The following is a 20,553-nucleotide window of genomic DNA, read 5'->3' on the forward strand; positions in this document are numbered from 1 at the left end:
GCCGAAATGGCTCGATGCTGATCTTTTTCAACTTCCGTCAAATTATCGTTAAACATGATAAGAGATTTCGCGACTTTTTCTACTTCAACGATTTCATCCGCAGTCAATTGTCGCCCTTCGTTTTTCGCGTTAACCATTACGTTATAAGCCGTCTCTGCTTCACTTTCTGTTTTTGCGCTAACCCCTAGAACCAACGACAACCCCAACACGAAAACTAAACTGACAACAATTAACTTTTTCATAACGGATAATTCCTCCTTGGTATTTGTTACCATCATTATATTACGACGCAAAATAAAACGCAACTATAAAACGAAAAATATTTCGAAAAGTTTTGCGTTTATTCCGTTACATCTAATTCCACTTCTTCTTCTTTTATTGGCATGACTAGCTTAATATCAATGCGAGAGATGATGATGTCTCCTATTAATACCGTATTAACATCCGTGTCATTTAGTTTCTCGTCAAGTGCTTGTGGATCAAACGTTTCTGCCAAAGTTTCATATTCAAGTCCGCTATGTGTTGCTATTTTAAGTTTCATTAAAAGCTTCCTCCTCCGCGTGATTGCATAAAGAATTGCGTTGTTACTTGCGCGTTAATTCGTCCAAGACCGTTTGGTGTTATCTCTATCTCGTGCCAACCTCGCGTAACCTTACCGCTATCATCTACTTGAAGATACGGAACAATATCTATACTGTTTCCGCTAGTTAATGTATGCGGAACGGTATTACCGTCAACTTTAATCGTTACGCGAGAAGGTGTACTGTTTAGCTTGTAAATTCCATGCTGAATTTCATGCGTATGATTTGGCAAAGTAAAGTCGTGCGTATGATCCGGAATAGTTACGCTATGAGTATGATTTGGTATCGATACACTGTGCGTATGGTTTGGAACCGTAACATCATGACGATGACTAGGAACTTCGAAATTATGCGTATGCGAAGGTATAGAAACGCTATGACTATGATTTCCGCTGCTCTCCGCAGTATATAAATGCGATGCGCTCGCCGCCTCGAATGCTACGCGAAAACTCGTTCCACCTTGAGGACTAAATTCACGTTTAGGCGCTGATACTCCGCCCGCTTCACCGGCATAGTTAAACATTTTATGCGAATGATCGCCGCCAGCACTTGACGTTTGTGAGCTACCACCACCGCTTGCCGTCGATGTACTTACGCCACCACCGCTCGTGCTTGTCGCAGTCGTTCCGCCACCGCTCGAACTTGTTGCCGTTGTTCCTCCACCACTTGAGCTTGTCGCAGTTGTTCCTCCTCCACCTTTCGTAGTAGTTGACGTAGCGCCCCCACCTTCTGTTGCGCGTCCATACGTTCGGAATTGCGAAGTCTCAAACGTTAGCACAAGCTTATTAATGCGGACCATTTCTTCCGGCAACTCAAATCGAAAGCCAATCGGATTATCTTGGTCGGCATTGTCGTGCGCTTGATACGTCAATAAGTTCGTTGCCCCTTGCGCGTAAACTTCGTTAATCTCTTGACGGCGCTCTAAATCCGCTTGCGTCGTGCCGAGATTCTCCGTCTTGTTTGCGATTTCTAGCTGAATGTCGCCAGGGCTTCCGACCATATCCGGCTTGCTTTCGCCGACGATTCGCGCTTCAAAAGTGCCGAGGTCTGGGTCAATGATGCGTACTATACGACCAACGCGTAGCTTATCGACGTCCATGCCCGTCAAGCTCGACAAGTCGACGGCGCTAATACGATAGCTAACTTTCGGCACGCTCCGCTCATCGAGCAACGCCTGGGCTGATGCTTTAAGCGAGTTAATGTCCTCGAATCGACGGTCAACCCAAACGTAGGGTATCAACCCATATTTCGCGATAGACTCTGCGTTTTCCAAGTAAGGACGTCCGTTGTTAGCTTCGCGAATTGTTAGCTGATTAACGCCCTCGCCGTAGCCTTTCGGATAGATACGATTGAGTATTCCCGTCGGATCAATGTCTCGCTGTATCTCGCGCTGATTCTTGCCGAAACGAACTTCGCAAGTTGTTGCGTTAGAAGGTCGCACGAGATTAAGCGTCCAAGGGTAAGACGTTGTATCCCACGTCCATTCATACTGTTCGTCGAAAGGTTGCGCAATAGAAAAAAGAGGACCGAGCAATCCGTTCTCGTCCTCCCATTTATAATGAAAATATCGCGTAAAGTCGCAGCGTCCAAGTCGCCAATGCTTCGTCGTCTGTCGTGCAAGTATATATTCGATATTTTGCTTCGTCGTCCAGTTTATCGTCTGATGGTACTCGAATAGCACGTCGTCCAAGAGTGTCGCGATAACGTGGTCGCATTCGTACTTGATGGAGTAATTCGACTCTGATTTCGTGGTCTGCGACGGCACAATGCGAAAAAGACCGATATACTCACCGGTTAGGTCGTCGATTATCTCGACGTAGTTTAACGGCTGGCATTCGGCATTCTTCGGATCATCTAATGGTAAAATAAAAGAAGCGCCCCAAATTTCGTTGAGACGCTTCTTGTATGATACGCTATATGCATTTTCGAGTATTGCGATAGGTTGGCGCGACCGATTCAGTATTTTAATCGTGGCGAACGCCTCCTTTATGATGTTGTATTGGTAACTCGTTGGTTTTTAAAATCATTTAATTTCTTGATTAAGTTATTCTTAAGTAAGAATCTTTTTACAGCGTGATAAAAACTTTCATTTTCAAAGAATGCTATAGACTTCTTCATTTTTTTAATCTCAACGTCTTTGTGATTTAATGTGATTTCTCTTGAAGATATTTGATTCTCTTTGTTCACTATTTCTGATACATAATCTTTTATTATTATATTTTGAAAAGTAATTAAGAAATCAGAATAATAGTTTTTAGTATAATGTACATAATAAGCGTTCCAAGGATGATTAGTGTCTACTAAGTGCGAGTCTTTATTGAAATGAATTAGGCTGACGTCGTAGTTATTAATAACATATTCATCAAAGGATTCCCAAGCAAAATTATATTTATCTACATCTATTTGGGCGACAAGCCCGGATGTACTAAACCTCTTTATTTCTTTAGTTGTCTCATCAAGATATTTGTCAGCAAATCTTGCCTGGTTTAATATCACTTTCGTATGTGGAAGATTCGACTTTAAGAAACTAAAGAAATCATCAACGCAATTTTTCCACATCTTAAAATAACTATCGAAATCATTAAGCGGGGGATAGAACCTTTTTTGATTCTAATTCTTTGTAAAAAGTTGTTCTCGGAAACTTCCAAGTGTTGTTAGTGATATAGGAACCTAGATACTCAAACACACCGAAAAGTACGTCGCCAAAAAAATCTATAATTAAATAATCTGGTTTTTCTTTTGCAATCCTGCCTAAGAAGGATTTATCTAACTCGGATATTAAATGTAAACGATCAAAATCTTTATCTAAATTATTAATCTTGGCCGCATCGAAACTAACCGCTTCTGACATGACTGACAATAAAGAACTTTGATTTTGATGTATAACGCATTTACTAATATCCGAATAACTTTTATTAAACATGGAATTGAAATTGTCACGACTAACGCAACAACCCAGGACTCCAACGGTTACCTTCTCTTTCATTTACCTCACCACCAAAAACCCATTGTTTAAATTAATGATATATTAAGGTAAGTAGAAAATCAATCCAGTAAAGGTAACTGCTGTTAAATTTCCTGTAGTAGGTACCGATACTCTACCGGAAGAGTACACGTTAATTCTTGCAAAATCAGTAGATCCCCCTCCAACACCGCCAGTAATCATGAAAGCTGTGTGAGGAGCAATCCCTGTAGGTAGTTTAAAAACAGCGTTCGCGTCAGAATCCCCGCCTCCTTTAGTTCCTGGCACTAGTATCCCCCTTAAGTAAACGACTTTACCACTGACGGCATAATATAATTCAGTACCACTGCTGTAGGCAGTCCAGCCATTTAAAAGAGTTACTTGCTTCCAGTTTAAGTTATCATCGACAGTATCGCTCTGGCTATTTTGGTAATTCGCTGTAGTTCCGCCTGACTCAACATCATTATTCTTAACCTTATTCAGTGTCCCCGCATTACTTGTTACAAGGATTCCGTATGCTGGCTTAAATTCTGATGTCCCGGCTCGAACGATATTTGAAAAAATTTGATTCCTATTTGCACCACCGGATATCGCGATATTCGATGAGGATGTGCTTTTTTGGTTATTTGAAGTAATCAAGGAATTTGTTACGGAGTTTTCATACGAATTTGAGTCAATGGATATTCCATGATTACCATTTCCACTCACTATTGTAGAGTCGATAGTTACACCATAAGTCATTCCCGTGACATACACACCTTGACTTCCATTATTTTTAATAACACATCCGCCGCTTATAGTAATTGCAGACGAAGAAGATACTAAAACTCCGATATTCATAGCGTTCTCTACGGTACATCCGTTGACTGTAACATCATTAGAATTATTTGAAACTTCTATACCGTTAAGTGTCGGTCGTGAGATAACAGTATCACTTATTTTTACTCTTGTTGAGTTAACTAAGTATATACCGGTATTTTTAACGTCTCTTATAACTGTGTTCGTAATGGATGCATTGTAACATCCGTCAATAGTTAGTCCGTTAAACGAATTAGCTACTAAAATATCATCAACGGTAATATTTCTAAAATTTAAGAATGAGCACGCATGACTCTCTAGTTCTTCAAAACGACACCCTCTAATCGTGATACCATCGTGCCAAACCTGGCTCGAAGTAACGTGCGTTCCTATTCCTGCTCCTACTCTATTAAAGTAGCAATCAAAGATTTTAATGTTCTTACATGGGGTATTATCATATTGACCGAACAGTGGAAAATTATCTTCTCCTTTAGCTAAGTCTATTTGAATTGCTTCTGAAAAACCTCTTGAACCAAGATGAGTGAAACCGGTAAACGTACAGTTAGAAATCGTGCAATTATCCGTCGAGTTAACTTCAATGTGATGTGCATTGTACACATTTTTTATAGTCACGTCTGATATTTCTATGTTTCTGCCGTGTCCAATGATTATTCCGTTAGAAGTTTGAGGCAACTCGACTCCATTAACATCCAAAATTCCGCCTTTAATTTTAATATTTGAATTGCCATCATAGCCCGAAAAGGAATCACCATTTTTACCGTTTGCAATAATCGTATAGACATCTTCGTTCGCTCGCTTAAATATCGCTTCTGGATGTAACATCAAAGTAGTATCCGATACCAAGGTCAATGTCTTGTCGATTAAATAAACTCCTTTAGGAACGTATATTTCCCCTGCTAAATCTAGTGCGGACTGTATCGAACCTGCGTCTAATGTAATACCGTCACCCATTGCGCCGTAAGTCCTTACATTGCGATAGTATTGTTGCAAATCGACGCGTTGTTTAAGCGTGTCTAGTATTACCCCATCTTCATCAACTCTTGCCTGCGCAGTTTCGGGATCGATAGAGCCTTCTAAAACAACTTGATTTAATTGCTCTTGAACACTAACGGCTTTTGTTACTGCTGAAACCGAAGTTTCTATAGCACTGTTTGCTTTAGTCTCAGCATAAGTCGATTTTAGAAAAGCTCCATTACTGTTATCTATCGCTTGATTCAATTTCGGATAAGACTGACGCAAGGTATCCGTTGCTAATATTTTAGGCGCATCTGCCATAAAGATTCCTCCCTTTCCGCGTCAGCTTACACGTACTTATACGTCAAGCTTTCGCTCATTGTTACGTTTAAATTTGTTCCGCTTATGCTCACGTTATTTATGCCTGGCAATATCTCGATAAAATGTCCGCCTGTTCGCGTCAAGTCATTAATGCCATTTACCAAGATGAGGTATTTCTCGCCAATTACTTCGATTGTCTGTCCGCTCATATTGCCTAAAGTCATCGTGCGTCCATTTGCGCTGATTCTAACGTTTGTTCCCGTGCCTTCGAGCTTGAACGAGAACGGTATTACGGTAGTTCCGTTGTTAACGATGTTAAATGTTATTGGCGCCGTCAGTTGGCGTCCACTAAATCCCGTCTCCCATATTACGTCGCTAAGTATCGGTACATCGCTTCCCATTACGATATCGTTGCTCGGCACAATAAACTTCGCCATTGGATCATGCGCAATTAATGGCAATGTAAAAAAGCCGAGGTTAGCCAGTCGTTCAACCGGCACACCTCCGCCCACTTTCACGTCATAATATTTATCCGGCTCATCGCCAAAGCGCAACTTGACCGTCTTAGGTCGACCGTAGTCATCGACAAACAGTTTGACAAATTTTCGTATCTGCGCCTTTAAATCCGTATATGACTGTCGCTTAAATGCGCAGTTTAACTCGAACTGCCTTACGTCCATATAAGCGCCAAAATCATATGCGCCATGTCTGCCCGGCACCGTCATCGTATTTGTGCGAAACGAAGGCAACATAGGCTCGCTTGAATCGAGCATGACCGTTAAGCCTAGCGCTTGCAGTTCGTTATCGTCTATCCATACGCTTGATTCCACTACCTTTGCCCCCTTCGTCTTGCTGTACTTGCATTATCGTGTGTAATTTCGCGATTCACAGTCGGAGCCACTAACGTACCAACCTTTTCGCCATCCATTACGACTTGCATTCCGCTCATCATTTGTAAGGCTTGTTGCATTATAGATACCGCATTATCGGCACTGGAATTAGAATGGTCAACGGAAAGGCTGGCCATCATGCCTACCCCTGCTGCGCTAGGCGTGTTAAATGCCGTCGAGATATCCGGCGCATCAACGATGGCGGCGTCTGCCAATCGTCCGCTTGCTTTCTCAACGTCGCCTATCATCGAGTCCATCCCAATCACGAAGCCTTCGCCAGTGTATGCGCCAATCTTTTTAAATACGCGCGACGGCGAGTTAATATCCAACCAGCCCTCAACGGTGCTCTTAGCTGCCAGTGCAATTTCTTTAGCCTTACTCGCAACGGCTCCAATCATTTCTCCCATTCCGCTGATTAAACCGTTAATCATGTCCTTACCTGTCTGTTTCAGGTCGACCTCTTTAATACCTTCGATAATCCTCTCGACAAGTTCTCGCCCAGTTGCTACTAAAGCAACAAACGCAAATGCCAGCGCGGCGCCAGCTACATCAACGATAATCTTACCGAGCTTATTAATAAAGTCTTCCTTTTTCTCCTTGTTGCCGTCGGACATCTTGTCGATCATCTTCTTACCGGAATCTTTTATCTCCGGCTTGTCAGGTACGCCTTTAAACCAATTCTTTATTGCTGTCCACCATTCGCCTAATTTCGCGGTAATCTTAGCTGGTATCTCGCTAAACCATTGCGAAATCTTTGTCCACCATTCACCTAGCTGCGTATATATTTCACTTGGTTTTGTGCTAAACCATTCCTTGATTGTTTCGCTCCATCCCGCAAGTTTTTCGATCATTCCCACTTTGACTTCCTCGAACCACTCTAGTATCGTTTGGCTCCATTCTAAAAATGACTCAACCATTTTCGCAGGAACTTCACTAAACCACGCCTTGATAGCTTCCCACCAAGAGCCGAGTTTTTCCGTGATTACAGTCGGAATTGATTGGAACCATTCCGCAATGGCTGTACCCCATTCGGAGAATTGTCGTTTGTTTTCCTCGTTCTGCGCTTTCGTCCATGTAACGATTGCTTCGCCCCACGCAACAAGAGCTTCTGTTATTCTCGACGGCAATGAGTTGAACCATTCTAAGATAGATATTGCCCATCCTTCAAGAAGCGTATATATATCCGTACCCTTCTGCGTAAACCAATCGGAGATTGACGTCCACCAAGATGCAAATCCTTCCGCCGTGGCTTTCGGCAACCCTTTAAACCAATTAATAACTACGTCAACCCATTCGTTGAGTTTTTCGCTTATCTTCGTTTTCAAGGCGCCGAGTGATTCCACCATTTTAGACCACTCATCGCCCCATAGCTTCTTAATTTCGATTAGGAACTTTGTTCCTTGTTTCTTTATCGACTCCCACGCATTGGTAAAAATCTTCACGAATAAATCTTTCGCTTGTGCCCAATCACCGTTAAGAAATGCGCGCATAAAATTTCCTACGTCTTTGAAGAAACGCTTAATTCCTTCAAGCCCTACTTTTGCTACTTCAATAAATGATAAGAAGCTTTCTTTGATTTTACCGGTAAAAAAATCAACGCCTGTAGCAAACCACTCAACGTTTTTATATAACCAATTGAAAGCAGCAATAAGACCCACTATGGCGGCTACTACAATTGCGATAGGTGCGGCTACGGCTGATATAACTCCCAAAACTGCGGGTAAAGCTGCGACTATAGCATTGAAACCGGCTACGACCATAGGTAGGAAACCTACTAATATAAGTAACGGTCCAGCAAGTAATGCAAACGCAGTTGCAACCATCACAAGGATAGCAGCTGTCATCTTTATCGTAGGGTGTAACTTGGAAAACTTCTCAGCCATTTTAATAACGCCGTCAATAACTGGATCGAGCGCCTTCATAAGTAAAACTAGTACCGCTTTAAACTCATCTCCTATAATCCGCACAACATGCTTTAACTTGTTTTGGAGAATTTTAATTTGTGAGTCAAAAGTTTTATAGCGCTCACTAGCTTCTTTTGTTAATGCGACATTCTCTTCCCAAGCCTTTGTACCAGTCTCAAGTGACTCGCGGAATAAATCTCCCGCACCGGACGCTCTTAGTAACGCATCACGTACTCGGATTTCCGATAACCCTAAATCCTCGAGAACGCCAAAAACGTTTTGACCTTCTTTACTCATCTTCCCAAGACCTTCGATGAACGTAATAATTGCGCCCGACGCATCTTTCTCAAATGCTTCCTTGAACTCTGCGCTAGACATCCCAGAAACTTTTGCGAAGTTGTTAAGGTTATCTCCACCTAATTTAGCAGCCGATGACATTTCAATCATTACTCGCGAAAATGCTGTACCGCCCGCTTCCGCTTCAATTCCGACGGATGAAAGCGCACCGGCAAACGATAAAATCTGCGCTTCAGTTAATCCAACTTGCGAACCGGCACCGGCAATACGCAAGCCCATCTCGACGATTTCCGATTCAGTCGTCGCCAAGTTATTTCCGAGGTCAACGATAGTGGCGCCAAGTCGGTCGAAGTTCTCTTGAGGCATTTGCGTAATATTAGCTAATCGCGCAAGCGCAGTCGCCGCATCCTCGGACGCCATATTTGTTGCAACGCCCATGTTAACCATTGTTTCGGTAAAGCCCATGATTGCCTCGTTCTTGATACCGAGCTGACCTGCCGCTTCTGCAACGCCTGCAATTTCCTCTGTGGATGCGGGAATTTCTTGCGCCATTTTTAGAATGCCTTTGCGAAATCCCTCGATTTCCTTATCTGTTGCATCTACTGTTTTCTTAACTCCTGCGAAAGCTGACTCAAAGTCTGACGATACTTTGACCGCATAACCAATACCTGCTCCGGCTGCTATACCAAGTCCAGTTAACGCTGCTCCAACCGCACCAACCGCCTGCAATGCTTCTTGATTTCTCTGAGCAAACTGATTAACGCGACTGGTTGCTGTTCTAAGTCCGCTTGTAAGACTTGTTATGTCAGCCCCAATTCGAACAATTAATGATGAAGCTGCTGATGGCATCTAGATTCCTCCTTTCTTTTCGAAGTCCCATTGCGATAACCATTCCTCATCGTTTTTCGCTTGTTCAAACTTGTCTTTGATTGTTTGTTCCGACATTGTTTCGTCAGGTCGCTTAAACAAGTCACTCGCCTTCGGTCTTTTAGCTCGATGTGCTGCTTCGTGCATAATAGCGACTTGTGCTGCACGCTCGTATTCGTCAAATTGGTGTTCTTGCTCTCCGCGCATCATTAACGAATATTCTCGGGGCGTAAGCGCCATTATCTCCGTCGGTTTTAATCGAAGATAGCGCCAACCATCTTCGATTATTTTGTCGTAGTCAAAATCTCGTTCAGTGTCTCGAACGCTTCCGGATTCTTCGCTTTCAGATTGCTGACTACTTTCGCGAAGAAAAAACTTTCAAGAACTACCTCGTTAATCGTTTCGAAAACGTAAGAAAGGTCGATTTTACCCTCGTCAAACGATTTTTCAATCGCTGCGTCAACGGTATCCTTCGCTAAGTTTTCGTCTGTATGAAATAACGCTGCATGGATAACGTTGGAGAAAACGTCTAATGATCCAGTCATTGCAGTACCGACGAATCCAAGAGAACCGCCTTCGTACTTTCCTTCAAGATGCTTAACCGATTTAAAATTCAATTTCAATTCATACTCTTTTCCGTTAACTTCAAATCTCGCCATTTATAAAAACCCCTTTTCGGTATTATTTTCGTAAGTAAAAAGGCGAGCCGAAGCCCGCCAGGTTAATCGTTTATTCTGCGCCCGCTGGAATTTCCGTCAGCGTTTCTTCTGTAATACTCCCGTTTAAAGAACCACTTAAGGAATATGTGGCAAATTCCGCATTACCAAAGGACCTTTCAAAAGATGAAATCATATAGTTTCCTTTTTCAGCTTCTTTAGTTCTCTTATTTATTTCATAGATTTCTACGAATTTTTTCTCTCGCATTGCCTTCTTTACATAATCAATAAACGGATCGCCCTCGGTTAGAATTCCTTCCAAAGAAATCTCTTGAGTTACATTACCGTAATCACTACCGCTTTTATCCTTTGTATTTAAGTCAATTGCGTCGGCTGACATATTACTTGAACCCGCAGTTTGGTTAAAAGGTCGTACTAATAAATCACCTGTTGTTTGGTCAGTAATAGTCGCTGCAAATAATATCTCTTCCCCGCGATATTCGATTGCCATTTATTCGTCCCCCTTATATTGTTGCGCTAACTTCAACGTCGAAGTAAACGCGATGATAACTAGTTTTGTCGCTTATATCCTCAGGTATAATCGGAACTTCTCCCGTAACAAGCGCATAAAAATAGCCCAGCTTTTCGCCAGGCGTAGTTGCGTTAAGTAATTCAATTTTGTCTTTGATTAGCGAACCTTTAACCGCGTCTTGAAGTAGCGACCTTTCTCGTATAGATGACGTATATAAACCGACTTGCCACCGATAGGTCGTTTCAAAGCGCCGAGACTTCGAAATGTTTGTGTTATTATTTTGCATCTGCTCAACCGTTAACAACGGGCGTTCTGCTGGCAATTTAACACCATCATAAAGCCAAACTGTTTTAATGCTCGTCGATGCTTCTAAGTGTGTACGCAATGAGTGCGTTAAATTAAATTGCATAATATCACCTTCCCATGTTCCGTAGAACTTCGTCGATTTTATTACGATAAGGATCGCGATTGTTCCAGACCGCTTTTCTAACGAATCCCTTTTTCGAAGCATGTTCGTATTCTTGGCGCAGTGCATACGGTAAATCAGACCCGACAGTCCAAACAGTTTCTTCCTCTTTTTGTGGGCTAGACGATAATGATCCTTTGAGTGCTCCGGTATCGACTGGCGCATTGTTAGCCGAATCATTTGCAATCTTTCGCGCATAAGTTTCAGTAACGCGACCAACTTCTTCCGTCGCTACTCGGTCGTTGAGCATGCGTAAAGTATCGCCAAGACCGGATACGCTTACGTTAAACATCCGTCTACTCATGATCTCAACCTCCCGACAAATTCAACGCGATTGCGTTCGCCAATTCCTTTTTTGTCTTTTGCCAGAACTTCGTAATCCCGCCCATCGTATCTAACCCATGTTAGGTTATCGTACTGATTGCCGATATCTTCAAGGAATACCGAAAACCATATGTCGCCTTTTTCAATTAATATTCCGTTTTGCAAATAGCGCTCTAGTGATGAGGATGCCATCGAGGAAAATTCGGTCACTACTGCGTTTGTATAAATCTCGCCATGACCACCGCCAATTGGCTCGCCCGTAATCGGATCAGTCTCGCTCTCTAGCGCATAAAAAAGAGTCACCGGATGCTCCCGATGACTTACGATTTCTTTTCGCGTTTTCTTCATAAATTCTATATCTCCCGGAGTGAGCAACGCGGTCAACTCCTTTCTACAAATAACGCTCGTCAAGCACATACGTTAAGTAGCTCGAACAGCCCGGATGCGGCATGTATATTTCGCTATCAGTCGGCTTAAATATGCCGGCACCTTGACCATAACGGTCTTGTCGCGCTAACTGATAACATCGATGCGAACTGTGATGACGATGCCTATGTCCGTTGTCCGTAATCTTAACCCATTCGACTACATCGCTATTCTTTGCGCTCTGTGCCGATGCAACTCGATAAGCCGTATTGCCTTCCGTTACAACTAAACGCTTAATCTTCCATGTTTCATTTTCGTGTACTTCGCGAATGTGAGCGATCATAGCGCTAACGGATTCACCGCGAATAATGTCCGCGCGCAGTACCTTCGACAGTTCATCGCGCATATCTCCGCTTAAACGCCAAACGCGGTCGGATAAAACCAATCCGTCGTCTCCATAGCGCTTGACTACGTAATTAAATACGTTCGTGTTAATGCGCTCTAGCTCCGCCTTGGCAATTGCGCCTGTACCAACTACGCCAACAATAGCAGCGCTAAATCCTGCCGTTCCTTTTTCAGCAGTTTCGCGTATTACTTCCTCAATCGAGGACGTTCCATATTCGCGCAATAACTTTTCAATACCGTTAAGCTCCCGTAGCAATCGCGATAACCGCTGTTTCTTTATAATGCCGTCTTTATCCGCAAACTCCGAAAGCAAGTCCGCTAAGTCGCCCCGAATGCGTCCGATTTCCTTAATGGCGTATGCGACTTGCTTATCGTTAAGTTTGCCGTATTGCATGGCGAGCTTTTCTAGTTGTGCGTCGAGTTTATCTTGGTTGTTCATCGGCAGTCTGCCCTTCCTACATGCGATTGGCTAGCTCCATTTCCTCGCTTATACTTTCGATATTGTTTTCGAGACTCTTTCGCTAGTTGCATATAGTTATCGTAGACATTCGATTTATCAACCGATTCCTCTCCGTCTGTATACTTAAAGTAGTGCGCGGCATTTGACGCAATTACTTCGTACCCTATAGAGAGCGCAAGATATAAAACTGCGTTCTCGTTTTCTTCTTCCGTTATACCTGATTCAGCAACAGCTTCGGCAACCCAAACGACAATATCAGCCGAAGTGACGCCCGGAACATTATTTAAACGCGTAGCTAATCGTTCTGACACCGCCATTGGCATCACCTCCGTTATTTTGCTTTAGTTTTCGACTTAGATTTCGGTTTAACTGGCGTTTCTTTTTCTTCCGCCTCTTCAGCTTTCTTATCTAAAGACTGTACAAAAGGCTTTGACTTTTCTAGCGCTGCAATTACCTTTTCATCGTTCGTAACAAGTACGCCCTCTCCGTTGAATAGTGCGTAAACTCCGTCTCGATTATATTCATAGTTTGGAATAGCTTTAAACTTCGCTACTTTCATTAAGCGCCGCCCCCTTCTAAGGCTGCGATTTTAGCTGCTAACGATTCAAGAACTGCTTGCACGTTCGATCCAGTAACACCGCTGATCGCCGTAGTGGAGATTTGACCTGCATTATGTGCATGGTTTCCTGCTGAAGCTGTGCTTGCGGTTGTGCCGATGGAAAGACTAGAAGTTCCTGCTCCAATTGCAGTTCTCGCAGCTGCTGCGTCTTGAGAAGATAACAAATTCCTTCCTACAGTAGTTGCATCGGTAATTTGTGACGCAGTATGTGAATGCGTAGATGGAGAGAATGTACTCGGTTTTCCAGTAACCTCGCTCCACGCTACGGAGACACTTCCGCCAGCATTCTCTTGTAAGTCTCGTATGATGTCGCCTAACTTAACGTCATTTGCGACAGGCATAGATAAATTTAGTCGTTCTTTTTCCGTTTCATTAATCGGCATATTTTCGGTTCCTCCTTAAAAAAGGGCGCCCGAATGGACGCCGTTAATTATACGATTGTTTTAGAAATGTTAGATAGTACTGCAACGGATTCTTTAGCGTTCTTGATTTCGAAGCCAAGCTCACCGCGAATAACACGAGCAAAGTAGTCAGCGCCGTTTTCAGTCGCATCTTGATCGTAGAAGTTTTGTAGGTAACGAACTTTGATGTTATTAACGTCAAGTAATAGCGCACGATCTTTCGGCATATTCTGGTCAACTACAACGCTTGAAACTGTACCGCCTGGTAAGTCACTCATGAATGACATGATTTGATGTCCGACAGTACCTTCTCCGCGAGTTGTACGGATTGTGTCGCTAGCTAGCTTCGTAATTTGACGAGCAACGTTTGGCGCACATACGATAGTATCAACGCGTCCACCACGCTTGAAAGTCTCCTCAATAGCGTCGTTTAATTTCTTCGCATTAATTTCTTCGCCTCCCATATCAAACTTCGCAGAACCTTGCTCTTGTGCGAATGCAAATAAACCGCCAGTTGTACGTGGGTTAGATTCGCCAGCACCCGCATACTTACGCCCGTAAATCAAAGTGTTATTAACTTCACGAACCATTTCTTGTAAACGTAAGTTAACTTGGTAATCTAGTTCGTTCGATACGCCATATGTGTTAACTTGTTGTTGAGTACGAGAAATCTTAGCGTAACGTGAGAAGATTTGAGAGTAGTTGAAAGACGCAATACGGTCGTTAATTTCATTGTGCGCGAATACTCCTTCGCCTTCTGGACGTGGGCGTGAGATTACCTTTAATTCCGCATTGGCTTCGATTGCTTCAGGCTCAGTGGCGTCATATCCACGTTGCACAGAAATTGAATCACCGTTGACCGCAGTTACTTTTAACACTTCTAAGCCGTTTTGAACAAGCGCGTTGACTGTGAATTTACGACCATCACCTTCTTTTAATTCGATTGCAGTTGCGTCAACAGCCGCTGCAGCATTGGCTTCCCCAGTATCGCTATTTAAATAGTCGTTCTGCCACTCGAACTTAGTTTGCGTTAACCCTTCGCCTGTTCCGATTAAACCGAAAAGAACCGGCGCTTTAGTTAAGATTAAATCTACATTCGCTTGCATTTGTCGAACTTGTTGTTGGAAATCATAAGTAGTTGCTACATTCATTTTTCATATCCCCTTTGAATTGTTTTTTTGTAATTAAAAAAGCCGCCTATTGGCGACTGAGTTACTTTCGTTGTTTTAGAGCAATTAACTCGTTATAGATTTTCGTCACTGTTCCCATAAAGCGACTATCTTTTAACGCCTTTTCCCGCGCTTCTTCTAACTCTTTCTCTTTCGCAGTAATCTCGTTTATACTAGGATTCTTTGCAGGATTCGATCCGCCCGCTGCGTCTGCTCCAATAGCTTGCTTAAACATCCACGGCTTTGCTTCTTTTAGCGCTTGCACTGCTAAATCAACGCCACTTACGTTTCCTTCTTCGTCCACTTCGAGTGTAGACTTATCTAATAACGCTAACACATCGTTTAAGTCATTCGCATTAAGTGAACGAGCGATAGATTTTATTTCCGTATTAATAATTCGTTGATTTGCCTTCTCTTGCGCCTGCTTAGCCTTTTCCTCCGCCTCTTCAGCTTTCTTAGCCGCTTCTTCCTTGTCGGCTTTTAAGCGTTCAGCTTCGGACATTTCCGCTTTTCTACGTTCTTCTTCCGCCTTCTCATACTCTTCAAGTTTCTTCAACTTCTCGGCCGTCTCCGCTTGTTTCTTCTTTTCGCGTTCTAGCCTATCCGCTATGATCTTGTCGATATCAGCTTGCGTAAAAGTTTTCTCGGACGATGTTTCAGTATTGTTTGCCGGCTCATCAGCCGTTGTTTGTCCGTCTTGTTCAGGCTTATCTTCGGAAAATAATTGTAAATTTAACGGTAAAAATAATTCATTCATTGCGTACCTCCATAACCGTTTTAGAGCCGTCGCTCATAGATTACGAATAATAACATCCGTTTAGTTTTACGCCTTAACGTTCGGGCAGTCCGCTATTATTCGCTTGATTCTGCATAAGGGTCTTGCGTTTGTCGCATTAGATTACGCTCTGCGATAATTTCCATAAGTTTTGCTTCTGCATTCTCTTTTCCGCTTCGAGTAATCGCGCCTTTAATTGACTCTATTTGCGATGCTACTTCTTCGCCAAGTTGCGTTACTAGCGCCGCCTGATCCTGCGGTAAAGGTAATCCGAAAACAATCTTGCTGTAATAATACTCGTCAACTTTCGCCAACCATTCCGTATCGTATTTAAATCTCGGGTGGTCTTGGCGCGCTTTCATGTAGCGTAGTATATACTCGTTCAACGTCTGTAAACGCGACTGCCATATAATCCATGAGCGCTGCGTTTTCGATATAATTGACGAGAATAATAGCTTGAGAGCCATCTCATTAATTCCGCCGGTTTTCATGTCGGCAGTATTGACGATTGGCACTTCGCTGATTTCGTGCAATGCTTCGTACATACGATCGAGATAGCCTTCGATGGCTTCCTTAAATTTAAATCCGCTTTCGAGCTTCTTAGCTTCCGGAGTTCCCGAATCTTTATCGCTGTCTCCTAAATTCCACTTTGCGCTAGGACTTACTTTTAACGGATTCTTTGGGTCCTCTTCAACGTCAGTCAGCAAGGTAATCGCGAACATCTCGAATCGTAGAGCATCGGAATAATCGCTAAGCTTGCGGTCAATCTCGTCGGCTACTTCGATCATTTTTTCCAACTCGCTAAAGCCGTGCAAATCTCCGGAAAGCTTCTCCGTAGGAATGTGAACGACCGGAATAAAATCCAATCCCATTGAAGTCCGCTCAACGCGCTGCTCCGCAATTATTGCGTTCTCGTCACTGACCGTCTCTTCTATTTCGCAGTCGTAGTAGCCGTCATCCTCTCCGCCTTTCCATACGAGATAATATGACAACTTCCATAGCTTCGTAGAGTCCTCGTCTAAAAATGCGGTAAAATGTACCTCGTCAAGCTGGTCGGTATCCCATTCGTTATAAACGGGAATGACTTCGTAGCTTGGATGCCAAAGTATACGTATTTCTCCGCGCCTCTTATCGTAATGCAAGCGCGCGTAAACGCCTGTCTTAGAGATTGCGCGATCTTTAGCCGCCGCGAGTAGCTTTTCGTGCATTCTGTTATCGTCCCATACCCACTGCAACAAACGCTCTTTTGCTTTGGCGCGACTGTTCTCCGCTTTCTGCTCATCGCTAGGCGAGTAAGATGGCGACATCATGAGCGAGGGGTCGTCAAGCACATCTGGCGGAACGGTAACTTTCGGCTCTTTCTCGAATTGCCATGCCGCGATAGTATCGACTAGCTTGCGTGGATAGTTCATCGATAGATTCGTAGGCGTGTAGTCTAAGTCTGACGGTTTGACATAGTCGCTCCATACGTTAAGCGAGCCTTCATAACGTCTATACAACTTGATTTCGTCTGCAATCCGCTGGAACTCTGCGCTTCCAATCATTAGCTCGGCTGGCGACTGAAAAACGAACGGGTTCATTAAATTTCGGTCAATCATTACGATGGCGTCCGCCTCCTTTCGTATTAGTATCGATATGAGCCGGCATTTCCGGCTTTTCTTTTACGACTAGACCCAGCGATTGAAAAAGCCATTTGGCATGCGTCAGGTCCGTCATCATGATTGTGGTTCGGGTACATTTCGAACATTTCTAATAGTAAACGGTGATTTCGTTTAAACCGTAGCTTTCCGTTTTGTAAGTCAGGCAATAGCGACTCAATCCGCAAAGCTTTCCGAGTACGTTGTTTTACGTGCTTAAGACGCGTCATTCCTGGATAGCCTTCCGCTTGTAATGCCTCAACGAGCTTATCAGCGAACCATTCCTGCGCCTGCTGGGCTTCTACTGCTATCGCGGTGTATTCGTATTCAAGCGCTTTTTCAACCGTTGTTTTAAGAAGTATGTCGGGATGAACGCGTTCTATAAATGCGTCTACTACATAGCACACTCCCGTTTCACGATTTCGCGCTAAAGTGACTATCGCTGAATAATCGCCCTTTTCTTTACCCATCGCAAAGTCAACTCCGCAAAAGTAATCGAGCTTCTTTCCGGTTAAATCAGCGTCAGTAAAAAATTTAAGCTCTTCCATTTTAAATACTTGCGATTCCTCGTCAACGGGGTTTCCGAGATACTCCTGATTAAAAGCCTTAACTCCCATCGATTCGCGCTTTTCCATAAAGTATTTATACGAGTACAATTGTGGCCATAATACCGCCGTTCCTCTAAGCATCTCTTCCTTGTTGATTTCGTAGAATGCGTCTGCTTTATCCTTTGAATCTATTTCATCTGCGTTATATATTTCGCGCCACTGTTCCCATAAATCTTCGCGCTCTGACCAAGATAAAATGGCTGGGAACTTTTTAGAAGTGAAGTCCTTGCGTTTATTTATTACATGATTAAGTAGTGAATCATATCCGAGGATAGTTCCCATATAGACGGCAATTCCGCCAAAACCTAACGCCTCTAACATTTCAGAACGGAACCAGTGGAGATTCTTCTGACGAAGTTCAGGTGTGTTAGTATTCGCATTTGATTCGAGATCATCGAGAAGGAATAGTCCAGGTCGTTCGGTAAGATGTCGGAGTCCCCTCATCTGCGTACCCATACCCTTCGCTTCTACTTTCGTCCCGCTAGAGGTTATAAACTCGTATTTGTTATCTACCTCGTTCATTGACGGCTTGGGGTGCAATAAAGGACCGAAATCCTCGCGAAGCTTTTCATTAAACTTTAGGTTTTGTTGCGTAAATTTAATAAAGTCCCCGGCTACGTCTGTAGTTTCGGAAACTTCGATGATGTATTTTTGATGTCTAAAAACCGTTTGATGACATAAAAAAGAGTTCGATAAGTATGCCGTCTTAGCGTGTCGCCTTCCGACTGACCAAGCGACATTAGAAGTTTGATTGCCTGCGGTAATGTCGTCTAATAGCGAACAAAGAGTCCTGTGAAAATCTGCAGCGCCCGAGTAAACTTGACCTTTAGGAATTAGGTTCGTTTCATTGTCGGGATTCATTTCATCGCTGAAATATTCGTAGGTAAAGTAAAGCAAGTCATGTTCCGCTTTATGGATGCGTCCTAGCTTCGTTAATAGACGTCTATTAGCTTCGTGCTTATCAATATCGAAATCCGTTCCGTTAGGTCCTTTTATAATTTTAAGTAATATTTCATTCTCTTCTTTAAGCTCGTCAATGCGCTGTTGTCGCGCAGGTCGATCGAGCCACTGTCCGTCTATATATGCGATAACAACGCACCTCCTTATTAATCTTCGTCTTTCAAGCGCTCAAGCAACTGCTTTCTACGTTCCTCAAACGGCAGCTCGTTCGCGCCATTATTAATCGTGACTTCGCTCTTATCGTTGAGGTCGCCAATCCGTTTAAGAAATAACTCGATGCCCTTCATTGATCCGTTTGAGATACCTTTGATAAGTTGCGCGTAGACTGCCGGCAAGTGTGAGTCGGTATACTTCGCTGCAACGTAGTTTTTATATGCGATAAAGTTTTCGTCTGATGATTCCCAAATATAGAGTTGCTTGCGACTCAGTCCGATTAAGTCCGCAATCTCCTGCTTAGTCTTGCGTTCATCTTTCGGCGAGAAATCGTATTCGACCAGCAGTGCCGCCGCTTCTTTTTGTCCTCGTTTTAAGCGAGACTCGTCGAAATTAAATCTTTGATTCGTCATTTATTCCGTCTCCTTTCTTATTGACTTCGCAATTTATTGCGTTTATAATGAATGTAACAAAACGTGATGGAGGTCGTTTCTATGGAACTCGTTCAACCTATTAAAAGTAAGCGCGACATTGAACGCATGAAAAAAGCGCTCGGCAAATCGCGCGATCGCTTGTTGTTTATAATCGGAATTAATTCTGCTTTACGTATATCGGATATTCTGCAGCTAAAGGTCGGCGACGTTCGCGACAAGGACTCGATTGCGCTCCGAGAAACTAAAACGCGTAAGACCAAGCGCTTCCCTATCAACGAATCAATTCGCAAAGCTGTACGCGAGTTAATATCCGTAGAAGCAAACGATAGCGACTGGTTATTCCCTTCGCGAAAAGGCGACAAGCCAATAAGTCGCGTTCAAGCTTACCGCGTTTTAAAGGGCGCTGCTGAACGAGCAGGCTTAGCGATAGACATTGGAACGCATAGCTTGCGTAAGACCTTCGCTTATCACGCGTATAAGGCTAACGTTGATTTGTCCGTACTAATGACCGTACTTAATCACGCCAGCCAGCGCGAGACGCTCCGTTATATAGGAATCGTTCAGGAGGACGTTGATAGCGTCTATAATGCGATAAATTTATAGGATGCAGGCGTTATGCTTGCGTCCCTTTACTGCGTTCAGACCCCCGAGTTTAAAAATTTGCGAGAAAGATTTGCTGGTCAGGCGCAGGGATTCTGCGTGGACCCGCCCCGCCCCTATTTCGTGCCTTCAATTTCCGCATATATTATTCACAATTCCGCATACATTTCGTAACACAATCATGTTTTGTTACATTCGTTATTTTATCAAACGTTGATATGGCGCGCTTTATACGCCTTTCCTTCGCGAATATAATCCAACCGCATTTATGCAGCGCTCAAACCCGCATTCCTACGCTTATCATTCCGCAATAGCTATGCATAAAATAATGCATATAAATAACGATCAGCCCTCGAGTTTTGGAGGGCTCTCCGTCGTGAACGCGTCGCCTGA

23 protein-coding genes and 1 pseudogene are annotated in these 20,553 nt (G+C 43.4%); 1 reads left to right on the forward strand and 23 read right to left on the reverse strand.

The window, feature by feature from the left end; translation table 11 throughout:
• The 23 genes and pseudogenes from MHI57_RS24490 to MHI57_RS24600 form a co-directional block, all read right to left on the reverse strand.
• On the reverse strand, positions 1–242 hold a 242-nt coding region (locus MHI57_RS24490), incomplete at its 3' end, for a hypothetical protein (RefSeq protein ID WP_340978825.1).
• 98 nt (positions 243–340) lie between these two features.
• Positions 341–541, reverse strand: a complete 201-nt coding sequence (locus MHI57_RS24495) for a hypothetical protein (RefSeq protein ID WP_340978826.1) — start codon at positions 539–541, stop codon at positions 341–343.
• On the reverse strand, positions 541–2,574 hold the full coding sequence (locus tag MHI57_RS24500; RefSeq protein ID WP_340978852.1) for a phage tail spike protein: 2,034 nt from the start codon (positions 2,572–2,574) through the stop codon (positions 541–543). The genes MHI57_RS24495 and MHI57_RS24500 overlap by 1 nt, the downstream gene beginning before the upstream one ends.
• Positions 2,568–3,143: pseudogene (locus tag MHI57_RS24505) on the reverse strand (DUF6270 domain-containing protein); the annotation flags it as partial. The pseudogene MHI57_RS24505 and the gene MHI57_RS24500, both read right to left, overlap by 7 nt.
• 19 nt (positions 3,144–3,162) lie before the next feature.
• Positions 3,163–3,567, reverse strand: a complete 405-nt coding sequence (locus tag MHI57_RS24510; RefSeq protein WP_340978827.1) for a DUF6270 domain-containing protein — start codon at positions 3,565–3,567, stop codon at positions 3,163–3,165.
• 42 nt (positions 3,568–3,609) lie between these two features.
• On the reverse strand, positions 3,610–5,637 hold the full coding sequence (locus MHI57_RS24515; protein WP_340978828.1) for a right-handed parallel beta-helix repeat-containing protein: 2,028 nt from the start codon (positions 5,635–5,637) through the stop codon (positions 3,610–3,612).
• Between the two features lie 26 nt (positions 5,638–5,663).
• A complete protein-coding gene (locus MHI57_RS24520; RefSeq protein WP_340978830.1) occupies positions 5,664–6,467 on the reverse strand; it encodes a phage tail domain-containing protein in 804 nt (267 codons plus the stop codon).
• Positions 6,467–9,577, reverse strand: coding sequence for a phage tail tape measure protein (locus MHI57_RS24525; protein WP_340978832.1), 3,111 nt, complete (start codon positions 9,575–9,577; stop codon positions 6,467–6,469). Before MHI57_RS24525 ends, MHI57_RS24520 begins: the two co-directional genes overlap by 1 nt.
• Positions 9,578–9,835: a hypothetical protein gene (locus MHI57_RS24530; RefSeq protein WP_340978834.1), complete on the reverse strand. Its 258-nt coding sequence runs from the start codon at positions 9,833–9,835 to the stop codon at positions 9,578–9,580.
• Between the two features lie 44 nt (positions 9,836–9,879).
• Positions 9,880–10,254, reverse strand: a complete 375-nt coding sequence (locus MHI57_RS24535) for a tail assembly chaperone (RefSeq protein WP_340978836.1) — start codon at positions 10,252–10,254, stop codon at positions 9,880–9,882.
• A gap of 70 nt (positions 10,255–10,324) precedes the next feature.
• Positions 10,325–10,762: a phage major tail protein, TP901-1 family gene (locus MHI57_RS24540; RefSeq protein WP_340978837.1), complete on the reverse strand. Its 438-nt coding sequence runs from the start codon at positions 10,760–10,762 to the stop codon at positions 10,325–10,327.
• Positions 10,763–10,775: 13 nt separating this feature from the next.
• On the reverse strand, positions 10,776–11,192 hold the full coding sequence (locus tag MHI57_RS24545) for a hypothetical protein (RefSeq protein WP_340978838.1): 417 nt from the start codon (positions 11,190–11,192) through the stop codon (positions 10,776–10,778).
• Positions 11,193–11,196: 4 nt separating this feature from the next.
• On the reverse strand, positions 11,197–11,553 hold the full coding sequence (locus MHI57_RS24550; protein ID WP_340978839.1) for a hypothetical protein: 357 nt from the start codon (positions 11,551–11,553) through the stop codon (positions 11,197–11,199).
• The gene (locus MHI57_RS24555; RefSeq protein ID WP_340978841.1) at positions 11,550–11,921 is read right to left on the reverse strand and encodes a hypothetical protein; all 372 of its coding nucleotides are present in this window, start codon (positions 11,919–11,921) and stop codon (positions 11,550–11,552) included. The genes MHI57_RS24550 and MHI57_RS24555 overlap by 4 nt, the downstream gene beginning before the upstream one ends.
• 43 nt (positions 11,922–11,964) lie before the next feature.
• Positions 11,965–12,783 carry a hypothetical protein gene (locus MHI57_RS24560; RefSeq protein WP_340978842.1) on the reverse strand — a complete coding sequence of 273 codons (819 nt, stop codon included), beginning with the start codon at positions 12,781–12,783 and terminating at the stop codon, positions 11,965–11,967.
• Positions 12,780–13,121 carry a hypothetical protein gene (locus MHI57_RS24565; protein WP_340978843.1) on the reverse strand — a complete coding sequence of 114 codons (342 nt, stop codon included), beginning with the start codon at positions 13,119–13,121 and terminating at the stop codon, positions 12,780–12,782. Before MHI57_RS24565 ends, MHI57_RS24560 begins: the two co-directional genes overlap by 4 nt.
• 14 nt (positions 13,122–13,135) lie before the next feature.
• A complete protein-coding gene (locus tag MHI57_RS24570; protein ID WP_340978844.1) occupies positions 13,136–13,363 on the reverse strand; it encodes a hypothetical protein in 228 nt (75 codons plus the stop codon).
• Positions 13,363–13,806: a hypothetical protein gene (locus MHI57_RS24575; protein ID WP_340978846.1), complete on the reverse strand. Its 444-nt coding sequence runs from the start codon at positions 13,804–13,806 to the stop codon at positions 13,363–13,365. The genes MHI57_RS24570 and MHI57_RS24575 overlap by 1 nt, the downstream gene beginning before the upstream one ends.
• Positions 13,807–13,853: 47 nt before the next feature.
• A complete protein-coding gene (locus tag MHI57_RS24580) occupies positions 13,854–14,975 on the reverse strand; it encodes an SU10 major capsid protein (protein ID WP_340978847.1) in 1,122 nt (373 codons plus the stop codon).
• A gap of 61 nt (positions 14,976–15,036) precedes the next feature.
• Positions 15,037–15,750, reverse strand: a complete 714-nt coding sequence (locus MHI57_RS24585) for a phage scaffolding protein (RefSeq protein WP_340978848.1) — start codon at positions 15,748–15,750, stop codon at positions 15,037–15,039.
• A 95-nt stretch (positions 15,751–15,845) separates the two neighbouring features.
• A complete protein-coding gene (locus tag MHI57_RS24590; protein ID WP_340978849.1) occupies positions 15,846–17,366 on the reverse strand; it encodes a phage portal protein in 1,521 nt (506 codons plus the stop codon).
• Between the two features lie 26 nt (positions 17,367–17,392).
• Complete coding sequence (gene terL, locus MHI57_RS24595) at positions 17,393–18,457, reverse strand: phage terminase large subunit (protein ID WP_340978850.1); 1,065 nt, start codon at positions 18,455–18,457, stop codon at positions 17,393–17,395.
• Positions 18,458–19,119: 662 nt separating this feature from the next.
• Positions 19,120–19,539, reverse strand: coding sequence for a phBC6A51 family helix-turn-helix protein (locus MHI57_RS24600; RefSeq protein ID WP_224938040.1), 420 nt, complete (start codon positions 19,537–19,539; stop codon positions 19,120–19,122).
• Between the two features lie 81 nt (positions 19,540–19,620).
• Here MHI57_RS24600 and MHI57_RS24605 point away from each other — a divergent pair, with 81 nt between their 5' ends.
• On the forward strand, positions 19,621–20,163 hold the full coding sequence (locus MHI57_RS24605; protein WP_340978851.1) for a site-specific integrase: 543 nt from the start codon (positions 19,621–19,623) through the stop codon (positions 20,161–20,163).
• Positions 20,164–20,553: the final 390 nt, after the last annotated feature.

This window comes from Cytobacillus sp. FSL K6-0129 (genome assembly GCF_038007625.1).
Classification (GTDB): Bacteria; Bacillota; Bacilli; order Bacillales; family Cytobacillaceae; genus Cytobacillus; species Cytobacillus kochii.